Here is a 15,119-nt window from a genome sequence, read left to right on the forward strand (position 1 = left end):
AGTCGAACGAAATTCATATAGTATATATACCATACGCAATAGGTTGTACTTCCATATCAATGACGGGTTGTTATATAACGTACTCCGGACATAAAAGGTGCCCTCAGCGACTGCCTCGCCAGGTCACCCATAGAGCTAACAATCAGCCACCGAGTACCCGAACATGTCGATCTATGAGCAAGGGCTAGACCCTTCGGCTGTCAATCACATTGCCTTGTCGCCTCTGAGCTTCATCGAACGCACTGCCAACGTTTATCCGGACTACCCCGCTGTCATCCACGGTTCGATCCGCCGCACCTGGGCCCAGACCTACACCCGCTGCCGGCGCCTGGCCTCGGCATTGGCCGGGCGCGGTATCGGCAAGGACGACACGGTGGCGGTGATGCTGCCCAACATTCCCGAGATGCTTGAAGTGCACTTCGGCGTGCCGATGATCGGTGCCGTGCTCAACCCGCTCAACGTGCGCCTGGATGCCGAAGCCATTGCCTTCATGCTCCAGCACGGTGAAGCCAAGGTGCTGATTACCGACCGTGAATTCCATGGGGTGATCCACGCGGCGATCGGCATGCTCGATCACCCGCCGCTGGTGATTGACGTCAACGACCCGGAGTATGGCGAAGGCCAGTCCGTCAGCGATCTGGACTACGAAGCCTTGTTGGCCGAAGGCGATCCGGCGTTCGACTGGAAATGGCCAGTGGACGAATGGCAAGCCATCTCCCTGAACTACACCTCCGGCACCACCGGCAATCCCAAAGGCGTGGTCTACCACCATCGCGGCGCGTACCTGAACGCCTTGGGCAACCAGATGACTTGGGCCATGGGCAACCATCCGGTGTACCTCTGGACGCTGCCGATGTTCCATTGCAACGGCTGGTGCTACCCCTGGACCATCACCGCCATGGCCGGCGTGCATGTGTTTTTGCGCCGGGTCGATCCGCAGAAAATCCTGACGCTGATTCGCGAGCATCAGATCACTCACCTGTGCGGTGCGCCGATCGTGCTCAATGCCCTGGTGAACATGCCGGAATCGGCGAAAGCAGCCATCGATCATCCGGTCAGCGCCATGGTGGCCGGTGCCGCTCCGCCGGCCAAAGTGATCGGTGCCGTGGAAGCCATGGGCATCAAGGTCACGCACGTCTATGGCCTGACGGAAACCTACGGCCCGGTGACGATTTGTGCCTGGCATGCCGAATGGGATGAGTTGCCTCTGGAAGAACGGGCGCAAATCAAGTCCCGGCAAGGCGTACGTTACCCAACCCTGGAAGGCGTGATGGTCGGCGATTCGAAGACCCTGGAGCCGACCCCGCGCGATGGCCAGACCATCGGTGAGATCTTCATGCGTGGCAATACCGTGATGAAGGGTTACTTGAAGAATCCATCCGCCACGGCCGAAGCGTTCGAGGGTGGCTGGTTCCACACTGGCGACCTGGCGGTGTGTCATCCCGACGGTTACGTGGAAATCAAGGATCGTCTCAAGGACATCATCATTTCCGGTGGCGAGAACATTTCCACCATCGAACTCGAAGGCGTGCTCTACCGCCATCCGGGTGTGATGGAAGCGGCCGTGGTTGCCCGTCCCGATGAAAAGTGGGGCGAAACGCCCTGTGCCTTTATTACGCTCAAGGCCGATCACCAGGACGTTCGCGAGGCGGACATCATCAGTTTCTGCCGCGAACACCTGGCCGGCTTCAAAGTGCCGCGCACCGTGATCTTCACCCTCTTGCCCAAGACATCCACCGGCAAGATCCAGAAATACGTGCTGCGCGACCGGGCTGCGGCGCTCTAGCCTGACGCAACGCCGCACCCCTTGAGCGGCAGGTGATTGACCTGGCGCCCAAGGGCTCGTGCACGCCGACTTTTGCGCCAGCGTTTCCAGTCATAGACCAAAAAGGTACGGCCCGCCGATGCGGCGCCCTGCCCCTCGCACAACCGTCACAACGAGGTTCACGTTATGCCCGAATTCAAAGCCCCGCTGCGCGACATGCGCTTTGTGCTGCATGAAGTGTTCGACGCCCCGGCCCTGTGGGCACGCCTGCCGGCGCTGGCCGAGAGCGTCGATGCCGACACGGCCGACGCCATTCTTGAAGAGGCGGCGAAAGTCACCTCGCACCTGATCGCACCGCTCAATCGCAGCGGCGATGAAGAAGGCGCGCAGTGGCAGGCGGGGCAAGTCACCACGCCCGTCGGCTTCAAGCAGGCTTACACCACCTACATCGAAGGCGGCTGGGTGGGTTTGTCCGGGAATGTCGAGTTTGGCGGCATGGGCATGCCGAAGATGCTCGCGGTGCAGTTCGAAGAGATGCTCTACGGCGCCAATTCAAGCTTTGCGTTGTATTCGGCCCTGAGCTCCGGTGCCTGCCTGGCGCTGGATGCCCATGCCAGCGAAACCTTGAAAAACCTCTATCTGCCACCAATGTACGAAGGCCGCTGGGCCGGTTCCATGTGCCTGACCGAAGCCCACGCCGGCACCGACCTGGGGCTCATCCGCACCCGCGCCGAACCTCAGGCCGACGGCAGCTACGCCATCACCGGCAGCAAGATTTTCATCACCGGCGGCGATCAGGACCTGACTGAAAACATCGTCCACCTGGTGCTCGCCAAGCTGCCCGATGCGCCGGCCGGCCCTAAAGGCATTTCGCTGTTTCTGGTGCCGAAAGTGCTGGTCAACGCCGACGGCTCCCTCGGCGCAGGCAACGCCGTGAGTTGCGGTTCGATCGAACACAAGATGGGGATCAAGGCGTCGGCCACCTGCGTGATGAACTTCGACGCCGCCAGCGGTTGGCTGATCGGTGAGGCGAACAAGGGCCTGGCGGCGATGTTCACCATGATGAATTACGAACGCCTGTCCATCGGCATCCAGGGCATCGGCTGTGCCGAGGCGTCCTATCAGAGCGCCGTGGCCTACGCTCGCGAACGCATCCAGAGCCGCTCGCCGACTGGCGCCATGGCTCCGGACAAAGCGGCCGACCCGATCATCGTGCACCCCGACGTGCGACGCATGCTGCTGAGCATGAAAGCCCTGACGGAAGGCGGTCGCGCGTTCGCCAGTTATGTCGGGCAGCAACTGGACCTGGCGAAATTTTCCGACGATGCCCGGGAGCGTGAGAGCGCCCAGGACCTGGTCGCGCTGCTGACGCCGGTGGCCAAGGCATTTTTTACCGACACCGGCCTGGAAAGCTGCATCAACGGCCAGCAAGTGTTTGGTGGCCATGGCTACATCCGCGAATGGGGCCAGGAGCAACTGGTGCGCGACGTGCGCATCGCGCAGATTTATGAAGGCACCAACGGCATCCAGGCGCTGGACCTGCTCGGGCGCAAGGTGCTGGCCGACAAGGGGCTGGCGCTGCGCCAATTCACCGGGGAGATTCGTCGCTTTACCGCCCAACCCGATGCGCCCTATGCCTCTCAGTTGCTGGACGCGGTGCAGCGCCTGGAGGACCTGAGCGACTGGCTGCAGGATCGAGCGGCGACCCACCGTAACGAAGTCGGCGCCGCTTCAGTGGAATATCTGCACCTGTTCGGTTACGTCGCCTACGCCTGGCTTTGGGCGCGGATGGCGCAAGTGGCCCTGCACAAACGGGGCGAGGACGAAACGTTCTACGGCGCGAAAATCGCCACCGCCGACTTCTACATCCATCGCCTGCTGCCGCGCATCTTGAGCCTGGAGCAATCCATTCGCGCCGGCAGCGCCCCGTTGTATGGCCTGAGCGCCGAACAGTTCTGACGCTTGAACCCACGCGGCGTCAGCTCCTCTCAATCGGGCGTCGCGTTTTTTATCCATAAGCTCTGGCAGGCACGCCTGCCCCCCTGTGCGTGGGCGCGATTCCATTGGCACGCTTGCGGAAAAACACCTCCAACACAGCACACCGATTCAATCTTTGCGCCTGAGTCTGCGCCACCATGAACGCCTCACTCCCCCGTAAGGATCGTTGTCATGGCCATTGCGAAAGCTGTTCCCGGTAAAACCCTGCTGAACCCGACCGACCACACCCTGATCATGATCGATCACCAGTCGCAGATGTCCTTTGCGACCAAATCCATCGACGCCGTCACGCTGCGCAATAACGCTTCCCTGGTCGCCAAGGCTGCGCGTGGATTCAAGGTCTCGACGATTCTGACCACGGTCGCCGAAAAGAGCTTTTCCGGTCCGATCTTCGACGAAATCAAGGCGGTGTTCCCGGAACACAAGGTGATCGACCGCACCAGCATGAACACCTGGGAAGATGAGCGGATCGCTGTCGAGGTCAATGCCTTCGGCAAACAGAAAATCGTCCTGGCCGGCTTGTGGACGTCGGTGTGCATCGTCGGCCCGGCACTGTCGGCAATCGACCAGGGCTTCGAGGTCTATGTGATCGCCGACGCCTGCGGCGACGTCAGCACAGAAGCCCACGAAATGGCCATGCAGCGCATGATCCAGCTCGGTGCCCGGCCGATGACATCGCTGCAGTACCTGCTGGAGCTGCAGCGTGACTGGGCGCGCACCGAGACCTACGACGAAACCGTGAAAACCTCGATTGCCAACGGTGGCGCCTATGGTCTGGGACTGATCTACGCCAAAACCATGTTTGGCGCTTCGGAAGGCCATTAATCGCTTTTCAACTGCCTGCGGCTGCGGACCTTTCGCAGTCGCGGGCCTGTGGTGACAGATCGATGAAGTGTGCCTCCCCCGACCTGCGGATCAGCCTGTCCTTATGCTTATCGCTACTGACCACCGGGACCGCCCTGGCAGACGAATCGGCGTCAGGGTTTCTCAGTGGTGCGTCGCTTGATGTGCTCAGTCGCAACTTCTACCTCAACAGCGATTACCGTTCCCCCTCGCCGACGGGCAAAAGCTATAAAGCCGAATGGGCTCAAGGCTTTATCAGCTCCTTTGAATCCGGATTCACACCGGGGACCGTGGGTTTTGGCCTCGACGCCCATGCTTTCCTGGGTTTGAAACTGGACAGCGGCAAGGGCCGTTCCGGGACCGGTTTGTTGCCGGTCGGCAGCGATGGACGCAGCGCCAGTGACTATTCCAGCGGTGGCGGTGCAATCAAACTCAATAGCTCGAAAACCACCTTGTCCTTCGGTGAAATGACGGTGGAAACCCCGGTGTTCGACACCTCGGACAAGCGTCTGCAACCGGAATACGCCACCGGCTTTCTGCTCAACAGCCGCGAAATCGACGGCATGAAGCTTGCTGCCGGCCACTTCACGGCCTTCAAGAACCAGGACAGTTCCTCAAGCAAGGGCAATTTCTACGGTTACGGGGCCAATACCGAAGCGGGCGGAATTTCGTTCGCCGGCGCCGACCTGTTTACCCAAAGCCCTGTCGGCGGCGCACTGTACGCCTCAGAGCTGACGGACACCTGGCATCAGTACTACGGCAACCTGCACCTGAAACAGCCGGGCATATTCCTCGACGGGAACATCTACCACACCCGGCAAACCGGTCAGGCGCTGGCCGGCGCCATCGACAACACGGCCTATAGCCTGTCGGGCAAATACACGGTCGGTGCCCATGGTTTCACCCTGGCGTATCAAAAAGTCGAGGGCAATACGCCGTTCGATTTCGTCGGTGGCGATTCGATCTACCTCGCCAACTCGATCAAGTACGCCGATTTCAACGGCGCGGGCGAACGCTCGTGGCAGGCACGTTACGACCTCGACTTGAGCACCTTTGGCGTGCCCGGCCTGAACTTCATGACCCGCTACGTCAAAGGCACCGGCATCGACGGCACCCACGCGCCCCAGGGCGGAGCGTATAACCCGTTCGACCCGTCGCTGGGTGAGTACGTACCGCAACAAGGGGATGGCGGACGCCATTGGGAGCGCGACATCGACCTGCGCTATATCGTGCAGTCCGGTGCCGCCAAGGGGTTGAGCCTGCAGGTGTCCCATGTGTCGCACCGCGCCAACGCTGCCCAGGGCGGCGATGACATCGACAGGCTTTACGTGGTCATCCAGTACCCGCTGAATTTCGGGCCCTTCTGAGCGGAAAATGGCGGAAGGTAGCCGGAGTCGAACCTGCCCGGGAACGGATGCCGTCCCCAACCGGGTTTGAAGCCCGGCCGCGCCACCGGGCGCGATTACCTTCCTTGAAAACCTGGCTATGGGCGCCGGGCCAATACGTTGTCGGGACGAATCTGGCGGCGATCGCCCACCCGTCGGGTCAGGCCCAGGCGATCGAAGTATTCGAGAATCTGGATACTGCGCTTGCGCCCCAGGCCCACCGCATCGCGAAACGCCGACACCTGGATCACCGGGTCGACGTCGGCCAATTGCAACAGCATAGCCGCCAATCGGCGGATCATCGCATCGGTATAAAAGAGGTCGCGGGCCACCTGGTGCAGCAACCCCAACCGGGCCATTTTGCGCAGCAGCAAACGCACCGTGGCTTCGTCATGCGGCAAGTCGCGCACCCAGGGGGGATCGAATCCGGCCGTTTCGAACAATGGCTGTAATTGATGCCAAAGGGCTTCGTCCGCGTCGCTCAGGCGCACCTGATGGCCAGGCAGATGCAGCCACGGCCCGCTGCTGGCGATGTCGTCACTGACCAGCAATTCGTCGAGCAGGCAGATGAAGGTCGGACGATCGAGGACCGTGGCACTGAATCGACGCAGGCGATCGCGGTCCGGACCCATTTGGTCCGGCTCCAATTCGTGAAAGCGCGCCAGTTGTTCCAGCAAGCGTGTTTTCAGCCCTTCCCAACGCGCCGCGCTGAACAGCAACGATCCTTGGCGGGTGTCGATCAGGCGCACGTCCGCGGGCAAAACCCAGGTGTCGCGGGGGCGATTGAATTGACGCTCCAGACGCACGGAGTCGAGTCCGGTTTCGCCGTGGGCCAGTAATTCAGGCAGGCAGCGTTCCAACTCGTTGTGCGCGGCCAGCGCGTGTAACTGCGCCAGACGCTCGGGGCTGCGTCGTTGTCGGTCAGGCGCGAACGGGTCGAGCACCCGGCCACCGCCGAGGGTACGTTGTGCGCTCTGGTCACGCAGAATCAGTGGATCGCCCTTGACCGCCTGCACCGGCGCATTCAGCAGCAGTTGCGCGAACATCCGTGCGCCCGGCGCCAGGCTGGTGCCCTCCAGCAACGCCACGTGTCCGGTCACGTCCTGCGTGCCGAGATGAATGTGCACCGGTTGAAAGTGTTCGAAAGCGCGCGGTTCGCCGGGTAACAAACGCAGGTCGATATCGATTCGCTGGGTCGGTGCATGCAGCCATTCAGCGCACAGCCACTGACCTCGGTGTATCTGCTCCAGCGCCAGGCGTTCGGCACTGATGTTCAAGGCCACACGCTGACCGGCCAGGGCGACCTCGGCCACTCGATTCTGTGCATGCAGGCCGCGCACCCGCACCGATTTGCCGAGCGGGCCAAGCATCAATGTATCGCCGACCGTAACCTGCCCGGACAGCGACGTGCCGGTGACCACGATACCTGCGCCCGCCACGCTGAATGCCCGATCGATCCACAGGCGAAAACCACCTTTGTGACTGCGTTGAACGACCTCGCGTTGCGCTTCGATCAAGGCCTGACGCAGGGTGTAGATGCCCTGCCCGGTCACGCTCGACAGCACGATCTGCGGCGCATCGGCATAAGGGCCCGGCGCCAGCAAGGCTTTGACATGCTCACAGACGATCTGCACACGAGCCTCATCGACCCGGTCGCATTTGCTGATCGCCACCAGTGCCCGGGGGATGCCCAGCAGTTCGACGATGGCCAGGTGCTCGCGGGTTTGCGGCATCACCCCGTCATCAGCAGCCACCACCAGCAGCACCAGATCGATGCCCTGCGCCCCGGCCAGCATGTTGTGGGTGAAGCGCTCATGACCGGGTACGTCGATAAAACCGCTGAGGCCGGCGCCCGGTTCCAGCGCGGCGTAGAGGTAACCAAGGTCGATGGTCATGCCTCGCTCACGCTCTTCCCGGCGTCGGTCACCGGATTGTCCGGTCAGCGCCTGGAGCAATGCGGTCTTGCCGTGGTCGATGTGCCCTGCGGTGCCGACGATCACTTTGCCGGATCCCCTGCTTGCAACTGATCGAGTTGCGCCAGCCATGCCGGCTCGTCGTCCAGTTGGCGCAAGTCCAGCCACAAGGCGTCGTCGTCGATGCGCCCGAGCACCGGAATCGGCAGGCTGCGCAGGTTCTCTTCCAGACCGTGCAACCAACGACCGCGCAGACGTTTGGAGCAGTTCGGCCGCAGGCATAGCGCCGCACCCGGCAAACGCGCCACCGGCTGGCTGCCACTGCCGATCATGCCCAGCGCCGGTTCTGCACTGACGCTCCAGGCAGCGCCTAACACGTGCGCCAGGGACGGCAACAGGCGTTGAGCCTGGGCGAAGATCTCCGCCTGGGGCCGGGTCAGCAGCCGCAGGCTTGGCAGCCGCTCGGCCAGGCGATCCGGGTTGCGGTACAGGCCGAGCACCGCTTCGAGGGCGGCGAGGGTCAGTTTGTCGACGCGCAGTGCACGTTTCAGCGGGTTTTTCTTGATCCGTGCGATCAGTTCCTTGCGCCCTACGATCAGACCGGCCTGGGGACCGCCGAGCAGTTTGTCGCCGCTGAAGGTGACGATGTCTGCGCCATCGAGCAGCGCCTGTCGCACCGTCGGCTCGACCGGCAGGCCCCAGCGCGTGAGGTCCAGCAAACTGCCACTGCCGAGGTCCTCCAGCAGCGGCAAGCCATGTTTATGCGCCAGTTGCGCCAGCTCTGCGGTGGGCACGCGAGTGGTGAAGCCCTGGATGTTGTAGTTGCTTGCATGCACGCGCATCACCAGACCACTGCGCGGGCCGATGGCGGCTTCGTAGTCACGGGCGTGGGTACGGTTGGTGGTGCCGACTTCATGCAGCTTCACCCCGGCGCGGGCCATGATGTCCGGGATGCGAAAGGCGCCGCCGATTTCGATCAGCTCGCCCCGGGAAATGATGCCTTCCTTGCGCGCGCCCAGGCTGTTGAGGGTAAGCAGCACGGCGGCGGCGTTGTTGTTGACCACGGTCACCGCCTCCGCGCCAGTCAGCTCGCGAATCAGGCCTTCGATCAGATCGTCGCGGTCGCCACGCTTGCCGCTGTGCAGGTCGAACTCCAGATTCAGCGGATAACGCGCGGCCATTTGCACTGCGTCTATGGCTTCCTCCGGCAGCAAGGCACGCCCCAGGTTGGTGTGCAGCACCGTGCCGGTGAGGTTGAACACCCGGCGCACATGGCTGCGATGCTGATTGGCCAGCCGCTCACCCGCCCTGCCCGCCAGCACTTGTGGGGCGAGTTCAACGGCGTCGAGTTGTCCGGCCAGCACCGGTTCGCGCAAGTCGTCGATTAACTGTCGCAGGCTGGCGAGCAAGGCATCGCGCCCATAGCGTTCGGCCAAAGGCTGACACGCCGGGTCGCGCAGCAAGCTGTCGATGGAGGGCAGGCGCAAGGCTGGGCTGGCGGATCGGGCAGACATCAGGCGCTCCGGCAAAGGTGGACCGCCTGAGTGTAGACGTTCGCGTCAGTCGCCTCCGGGGGCCAGCAGCAGATTGGGCGCCGGCCGCTGAAAGCCTTCCTGCTCCAGGCGCATGTCGAGCATCAGGCTGCTCAGGTCGGCGGACAGCGCTTCGCCTTCGGCGTCACACTCCAGGTAGATCTGCTTGAGGTAGCTCTGGCAGCCGGGACAGGTTTCGGCGCGCAACGGGGCTTTGTCGGCAGCGTGGCGGTCGCTGTCGAAGCTGACGTATTGCAGGCCCTTGCTTTGCTCGCAATACACGCACTTGACCCGCACCACATGCCATTCGCAGGCGCACAGCGAGCACACCAGATAGCGCAGACCGTTGTATTTGCCGCGATGGCGAATTACCCCGGCCATGGCCGGTGAACCACAGGCCGGGCATTGGTTGAGGCTAGAGCCGGGTTTCAAGGCGAGGTCTGGCGTCGTCAGCAACCAATGACTCCACGCGACCTGCAATGCCGCGCCGAGAAACGGCACCAGGGCCGCTGGCAACAAGCTGAACTGGCCGCTGACCAAAGCCAGCGCCCAGGTCTTGAGCTGCCCGACGCTCGCGTTGCGCAACGTCGCCACAGCCTGTTCCACCGCCGGTTGCGCGGCGGGTTGATAGCGCTGCAACAAACCGTGGAGGAATGGCAACCAGGCGTCTTCGCGCACCAGGCTGTCGGCGGCGAACGGCGGTAGACCGTGCTCCAGGCAGCGCCGGATACGTTGCGGATCCGGCACGGCCGCGTCGGGTGGATCATCCATCAGACGCTGCTGCTCGTGACACAACCCGGCAATCAGGCGCAGGTACTCGGCCAAGGGATGCCCTTCGGCCAGACGCTCCAGGCGCAGCGCGCGCAAGGTGAACAGGTTGGGCGGTGGCAGGTGCAGAAACGGCGGTGCCGTGGCCGCCGCTTCGATCTCTCCAGGCTCCAGAATGGTGGCCAAATCGTTATCCTTTTTTGCTCAAGGGCGGGTCGGGACGCTCGTCACGCGTCACCTCGCGATACCACAGTTCATGGTGTTTCTTCGCCCAGGCGCGGCTGACCCAGCCATGCAGCATGGCGCTGACCGAGCCCTTGATCCAGATCCCGGCGTAGATGTGCACGATGATGCTCAGGATCAGCACGAAACCGGCCAAGGCATGCAGCAACATCGCCCAACGGATCATGGTGATGCCGAAGTAGTCGCTGAAATACGCGCGCCAGATCACCAGACCGGTGAACAGCAGCCCGAACATGCACAGCAGTAAAGTCCAGAACAGCAGCTTCTGCCCGGGGTTGTACTTGCCGATGGGGGGCACGCCCTCCTCTTCGTTTTTCATCACCCGGTCAATACGCTTGAGCCACAAGCGGTCATTGGCAATGAAGTAATTGGCGCGCCAGAAGCGCACCACCAGCCCGAGGAACAACAGAAACATCAGCACACCCATGAACGGGTGCAGGATGCGTGTCCAGGGACCGCCGCCAAACAGGTTGCTCAGCCAGAACAGCGCCGGGTGGAACAACGCCAGCCCGGACAACCCGGCCATGAAAAACAGGATCGCCACCAGCCAGTGGTTGGTGCGCTGGTTGGCGGTATAGCGAAGGATCTCTTTGCGGATCATGACCTGTTCTCCCGCTTCGGATCATAGGTGTGCACCGACGGATCGACCTCGTGCACCGCCGGGTCATTGCCTGGCGGCAGTTCGTCCTCTTCGACGATCTGCGGGCCAACGCGCACGTAATGGAAGAACCCGGCCAGCACCGCCGCGCCCATCGCCAGCAGCGCCAGGGGTTTGCTCACGCCTTTCCACAGGCCCACCAACGGGCTGATCGCCGGGTCGGCGGGCAAGCCAGCGTAGAGCTTCGGCGTATCGGCATGGTGCAGCACGTACATCACATGGGTGCCGCCGACGCCGGCGGGGTCGTACAGACCGGCCTGGTCAAAACCGCGACTCTTGAGGTCGACGATGCGCTCGGCGGCGTGCTCCTTCATGTCTTCCTTGGAGCCGAAGACGATGGCCCCGGTCGGACAGGTTTTCACGCAGGCTGGCTCCAGCCCTACGGCCACCCGGTCCGAACACAAGGTGCATTTGTAGGCCTTGTGATCCTTTTGCGAGATGCGCGGAATGTTGAACGGGCAACCGGTGATGCAGTAGCCGCAACCAATGCAGTGGTCCTGGTTGAAATCGACGATGCCGTTGGCGTGCTTGATGATCGCACCGGGGCTGGGGCATGCCGTCAGGCAACCGGGCTCGGCGCAGTGCATGCAGCCGTCCTTGCGAATCAACCATTCCAGGTTACCGGCGTCGTTTTCGTGCTCGGTGAAGCGCATCAGGGTCCAGGTTTCGGCGCTGAGGTCCTGCGGGTTGTCATAGGTGCCGTGGTTGTGACCGACCTCGTCGCGCAGCTCGTTCCATTCCGAGCAGGCGACCTGGCAGGCCTTGCAGCCAATGCACTTGGTGGTGTCGATCAGCTTGGCGACTTCCTCCTGATTGCGCACCGAGGACGGTACGGTGGTGGTGGCCGAGCGGGCAATGATGTCTTGGCTGGCCATTTAGATTTTCTCCACGTTGACCAGGAATGACTTGGATTCCGGGGTCTGGGTGTTGCCATCGCCGAGGAACGGCACCAGGGTGTTGGTCAGGTAACCGTGGCGCGTCAGGCCGGTGAAACCCCAGTGCAGCGGGATACCGATCTGGTGCACCACTTGATTGTTGACCTGCAACGGCCGAATCCGCTTGGTCACCACCGCCACTGCTTCAATATGCCCGCGCTTGCAGCTGACGCGCACACGGTCGCCGGCGACGATGCCTTTCTCCTTGGCCAGCACTTCGCCGATCTCGACGAACTGCTCGGGCTGGGCAATCGCATTGAGCTTGCAGTGCTTGCTCCAGAAGTGGAAATGCTCGGTCAGGCGGTAGCTGGTGGCGGCGTACGGGTAATCCTTGGCCACGCCGAGGGAGTCCCACACCGAGTCGAAGATCCGCGCCGCCGGGTTGCTGGTGGCTTTCTTGTTGTCCGGGTGCATCGGGTTGATGCCGATGGGCGTTTCGAACGGCTCATAGTGCTCGGGGAACGGCCCTTCGTTCATCTTGTCGACGGCAAAGAAACGCGCCACGCCTTCGGGGTTCATGATGAACGGATTCATCCCGGCTTCCGGCGGCACATCGGCCTTGTAGTCAGGCACATCGGTGCCGCCCCAGGCTTTGCCGTTCCACCACACCAGGCGTTTTTTCGGATCCCAGGATTTGCCTTGCACGTCAGCGGAGGCACGGTTGTAGAGAATCCGCCGGTTGGCCGGCCAGGCCCAGGCCCAGCCCAGATGTTGATGCATGCCGTATGGGTCGCTGTTATCGCGCCGGGCCATCTGGTTGCCCGCCTCGGTCCAGCTGCCGCAGAAAATCCAGCAGCCGGACGCCGTGCTGCCATCGTCCTTGAGCTGAGCGAAGCCGGCGAGTTGGGTATTGGCCTTGATAGCCGCGCCAGTGACGTCGGTGAAGTCGGCGGTGGCGGAACCGTTGATTTCCTTCGCCAGTTCCTCCGGCGAAGGTTCGTCGGCGATCTTGTAGGGCCAGGACAGTTTGAGGATCGGGTCGGGGTATTTCCCGCCTTCGCTCTGATAGCGCTGCCGCAAGCGCAGGAACAGCTCGCTCATGATGCGAATGTCGGTTTGCGCTTCACCAGGGCCATCGGCGCCTTTCCAGTGCCATTGCAGCCAGCGGCTGCTGTTGACCAGCGAACCGTCTTCTTCGGCGAAGCAGGTGGTGGGCAGACGAATCACTTCGGTCTGGATGTCGGCGCTCTTCACATCGTTGAACGGCCCGGCGTTGCGCCAGAACTCCGAGGTCTCGGTGGCCAGCGGGTCCATCACCACCAGCCATTTGAGTCTGGCCAGCGCCGCCATCACCCGGTTCTTGTCGGGCAACGCGGCGATCGGATTGAAGCCCTGGCACATGTAACCGTTGACCTTGCCCTGGCCCATCAGGTCGAACACCTTGAGGATGTCGTAGTTGGGAATGTCCAGCTTCGGCAGGTACTCGTAGCACCAGTTGTTCTCGGCCGTCGCATTGGCGCCGTACCAGGCTTTCATCAGGCTGACGTGGAACTTGCCGTAGTTCTGCCAATAGGACAACTGCCCCGGCCGCAGCGGTTTTTGCGTGCGTTTGACGATGTAGGCGTTGTAATCCTGCTCGGCGTCACCCGGCAGCGTCAGGTATCCGGGCAACGAGTTGGACAAAAGACCGAGGTCGGTCAGCCCCTGGATGTTGGAGTGCCCGCGCAAGGCATTCACGCCCCCGCCCGGCATGCCGACGTTGCCCAGCAGCAATTGCACCATGGCGGCGCTGCGGATGATCTGCGAACCGATGGAGTGCTGGGTCCAGCCCAGGGCGTAGAGAATCGTCATGGTCTTGCCCGGCTGCGAGCAGGTGGCGATTTCTTCCCAGATCTTTTTCATGGCATCGACCGGCATGCCGCAAATCTGACTCGCCAGGTCGATGTTGTAGCGGCTGTAGTGCTGCTTCATCAGTTGGTAGACACAACGCGGGTCTTGCAGGGTCGGGTCGACCTTGGCAAATCCGTCCTCACCGAGCTCGTAACCCCAGCCGGACTTGTCGGTATAGGCGCGCTTGGCCACGTCGTAGCCGCTGAAAATCCCGTCTTCGAAGCCGTAGCCCGCTTTGACGATGAATGACACGTCGGTGTAGTTGCGCACGTATTCGTGCTGGATCTTGTCCTCGGTCAGCAGGTAGTTGATCAACCCGCCCATGAAGGCGATGTCGGTGCCGGTGCGGATCGGTGCGTAATAGTCGGCCACCGAGGCCGTGCGGGTGAATCGCGGGTCGACCACGATCAGCCGCGCCTTGTTGTGCGCCTTGGCTTCGGTCACCCATTTGAAACCGCATGGGTGCGCTTCTGCTGAGTTGCCGCCCATCACCAGAACCAGGTTCGCGTTGGCGATATCGGTCCAGGTATTGGTCATGGCACCACGGCCGTACGTCGGGGCAAGACTTGCCACCGTCGGGCCGTGTCAGACACGCGCCTGGTTATCAAACCCCAGCATGCCGAGACTGCGAATGACCTTGTGGGTGATGTAGCCCGCTTCATTGGACGCTGCCGAGGCCGCGAGGAAACCGGTGGTCAGCCAGCGGTTCACCGTTTGCCCCTGGGCGTTTTTCTCGATGAAGTTGGCGTCGCGGTCGGCCTTCATCAGGTCGGCGATACGATTGAGCGCGTCATCCCAGGACACCCGCGTCCATTCGCTGCTGCCGGGCTTGCGTACCTGCGGGTATTGCAGGCGACCGGGGCTGTGAATGAAGTCCAGCAGGCCCGCGCCTTTGGGGCACAGGGTGCCGCGGTTGACCGGGTGGTCGGCGTCACCTTCGATGTGGATGATGCTTTGCGCGACATTCTTCGCCGCATCGCCCTGGCTGTACATGATCACCCCACAGCCGACCGAGCAATACGGGCAGGTGTTGCGGGTTTCATGGGTGTGGGCAAGCTTGAAGTGGCGCACCTGTTCGGCAAAGGCTGGCGTCGGGGCCATGCCCAACGCACCCAGGCTAGAGCCTGCAAGGCCGATACCGGCGACCTTGAAGAACTGACGACGGCTGAGGTCCATCGTGCACTCCTGATCAGGTGGAAATCCGGTACTTTTCCCGGATTTTTCTCGACAAACATGGTTGCGGCAGACG

At 62.3% G+C, this 15,119-nt stretch carries 10 protein-coding genes and 1 tRNA gene; 4 read left to right on the forward strand and 7 right to left on the reverse strand.

Features of this window, described 5'->3' with window-relative positions:
* Positions 1–163 precede the first annotated feature (163 nt).
* The 4 genes from ACVWYU_RS04340 (at position 164) to ACVWYU_RS04355 (ending at position 5,973) form a co-directional block, all read left to right on the forward strand.
* Positions 164–1,786, forward strand: coding sequence for an acyl-CoA synthetase (locus ACVWYU_RS04340; protein WP_457372010.1), 1,623 nt, complete (start codon positions 164–166; stop codon positions 1,784–1,786).
* A 165-nt stretch (positions 1,787–1,951) separates the two neighbouring features.
* The gene (locus tag ACVWYU_RS04345) at positions 1,952–3,724 is read left to right on the forward strand and encodes an acyl-CoA dehydrogenase C-terminal domain-containing protein (RefSeq protein WP_457372011.1); all 1,773 of its coding nucleotides are present in this window, start codon (positions 1,952–1,954) and stop codon (positions 3,722–3,724) included.
* Positions 3,725–3,934: 210 nt separating this feature from the next.
* The gene (locus ACVWYU_RS04350; protein ID WP_090321558.1) at positions 3,935–4,588 is read left to right on the forward strand and encodes a hydrolase; all 654 of its coding nucleotides are present in this window, start codon (positions 3,935–3,937) and stop codon (positions 4,586–4,588) included.
* Between the two features lie 62 nt (positions 4,589–4,650).
* On the forward strand, positions 4,651–5,973 hold the full coding sequence (locus tag ACVWYU_RS04355) for an OprD family porin (RefSeq protein WP_457372012.1): 1,323 nt from the start codon (positions 4,651–4,653) through the stop codon (positions 5,971–5,973).
* An 8-nt stretch (positions 5,974–5,981) separates the two neighbouring features.
* Here the strand turns inward: ACVWYU_RS04355 and ACVWYU_RS04360 are convergent.
* The 7 genes from ACVWYU_RS04360 to fdnG form a co-directional block, all read right to left on the reverse strand.
* A tRNA-Sec gene (locus ACVWYU_RS04360) sits at positions 5,982–6,077 on the reverse strand.
* Positions 6,078–6,089: 12 nt separating this feature from the next.
* The gene (gene selB, locus ACVWYU_RS04365; protein ID WP_457372013.1) at positions 6,090–7,991 is read right to left on the reverse strand and encodes a selenocysteine-specific translation elongation factor; all 1,902 of its coding nucleotides are present in this window, start codon (positions 7,989–7,991) and stop codon (positions 6,090–6,092) included.
* Positions 7,988–9,418, reverse strand: coding sequence for an L-seryl-tRNA(Sec) selenium transferase (gene selA, locus ACVWYU_RS04370; RefSeq protein WP_457372014.1), 1,431 nt, complete (start codon positions 9,416–9,418; stop codon positions 7,988–7,990). The genes selB and selA overlap by 4 nt, the downstream gene beginning before the upstream one ends.
* 45 nt (positions 9,419–9,463) lie before the next feature.
* Entirely contained in the window at positions 9,464–10,390 is a 927-nt protein-coding gene (fdhE, locus tag ACVWYU_RS04375; protein ID WP_457372015.1) for a formate dehydrogenase accessory protein FdhE, read from the reverse strand.
* 4 nt (positions 10,391–10,394) lie between these two features.
* The gene (locus ACVWYU_RS04380; RefSeq protein WP_090321544.1) at positions 10,395–11,048 is read right to left on the reverse strand and encodes a formate dehydrogenase subunit gamma; all 654 of its coding nucleotides are present in this window, start codon (positions 11,046–11,048) and stop codon (positions 10,395–10,397) included.
* A complete protein-coding gene (gene fdxH / locus ACVWYU_RS04385; protein ID WP_457372016.1) occupies positions 11,045–11,980 on the reverse strand; it encodes a formate dehydrogenase subunit beta in 936 nt (311 codons plus the stop codon). Before fdxH ends, ACVWYU_RS04380 begins: the two co-directional genes overlap by 4 nt.
* Positions 11,981–15,046, reverse strand: a complete 3,066-nt coding sequence (fdnG, locus tag ACVWYU_RS04390; protein ID WP_457372017.1) for a formate dehydrogenase-N subunit alpha — start codon at positions 15,044–15,046, stop codon at positions 11,981–11,983.
* Positions 15,047–15,119 lie beyond the last annotated feature (73 nt).

The sequence above is a fragment of the Pseudomonas sp. TE12234 genome, from assembly GCF_054061835.1.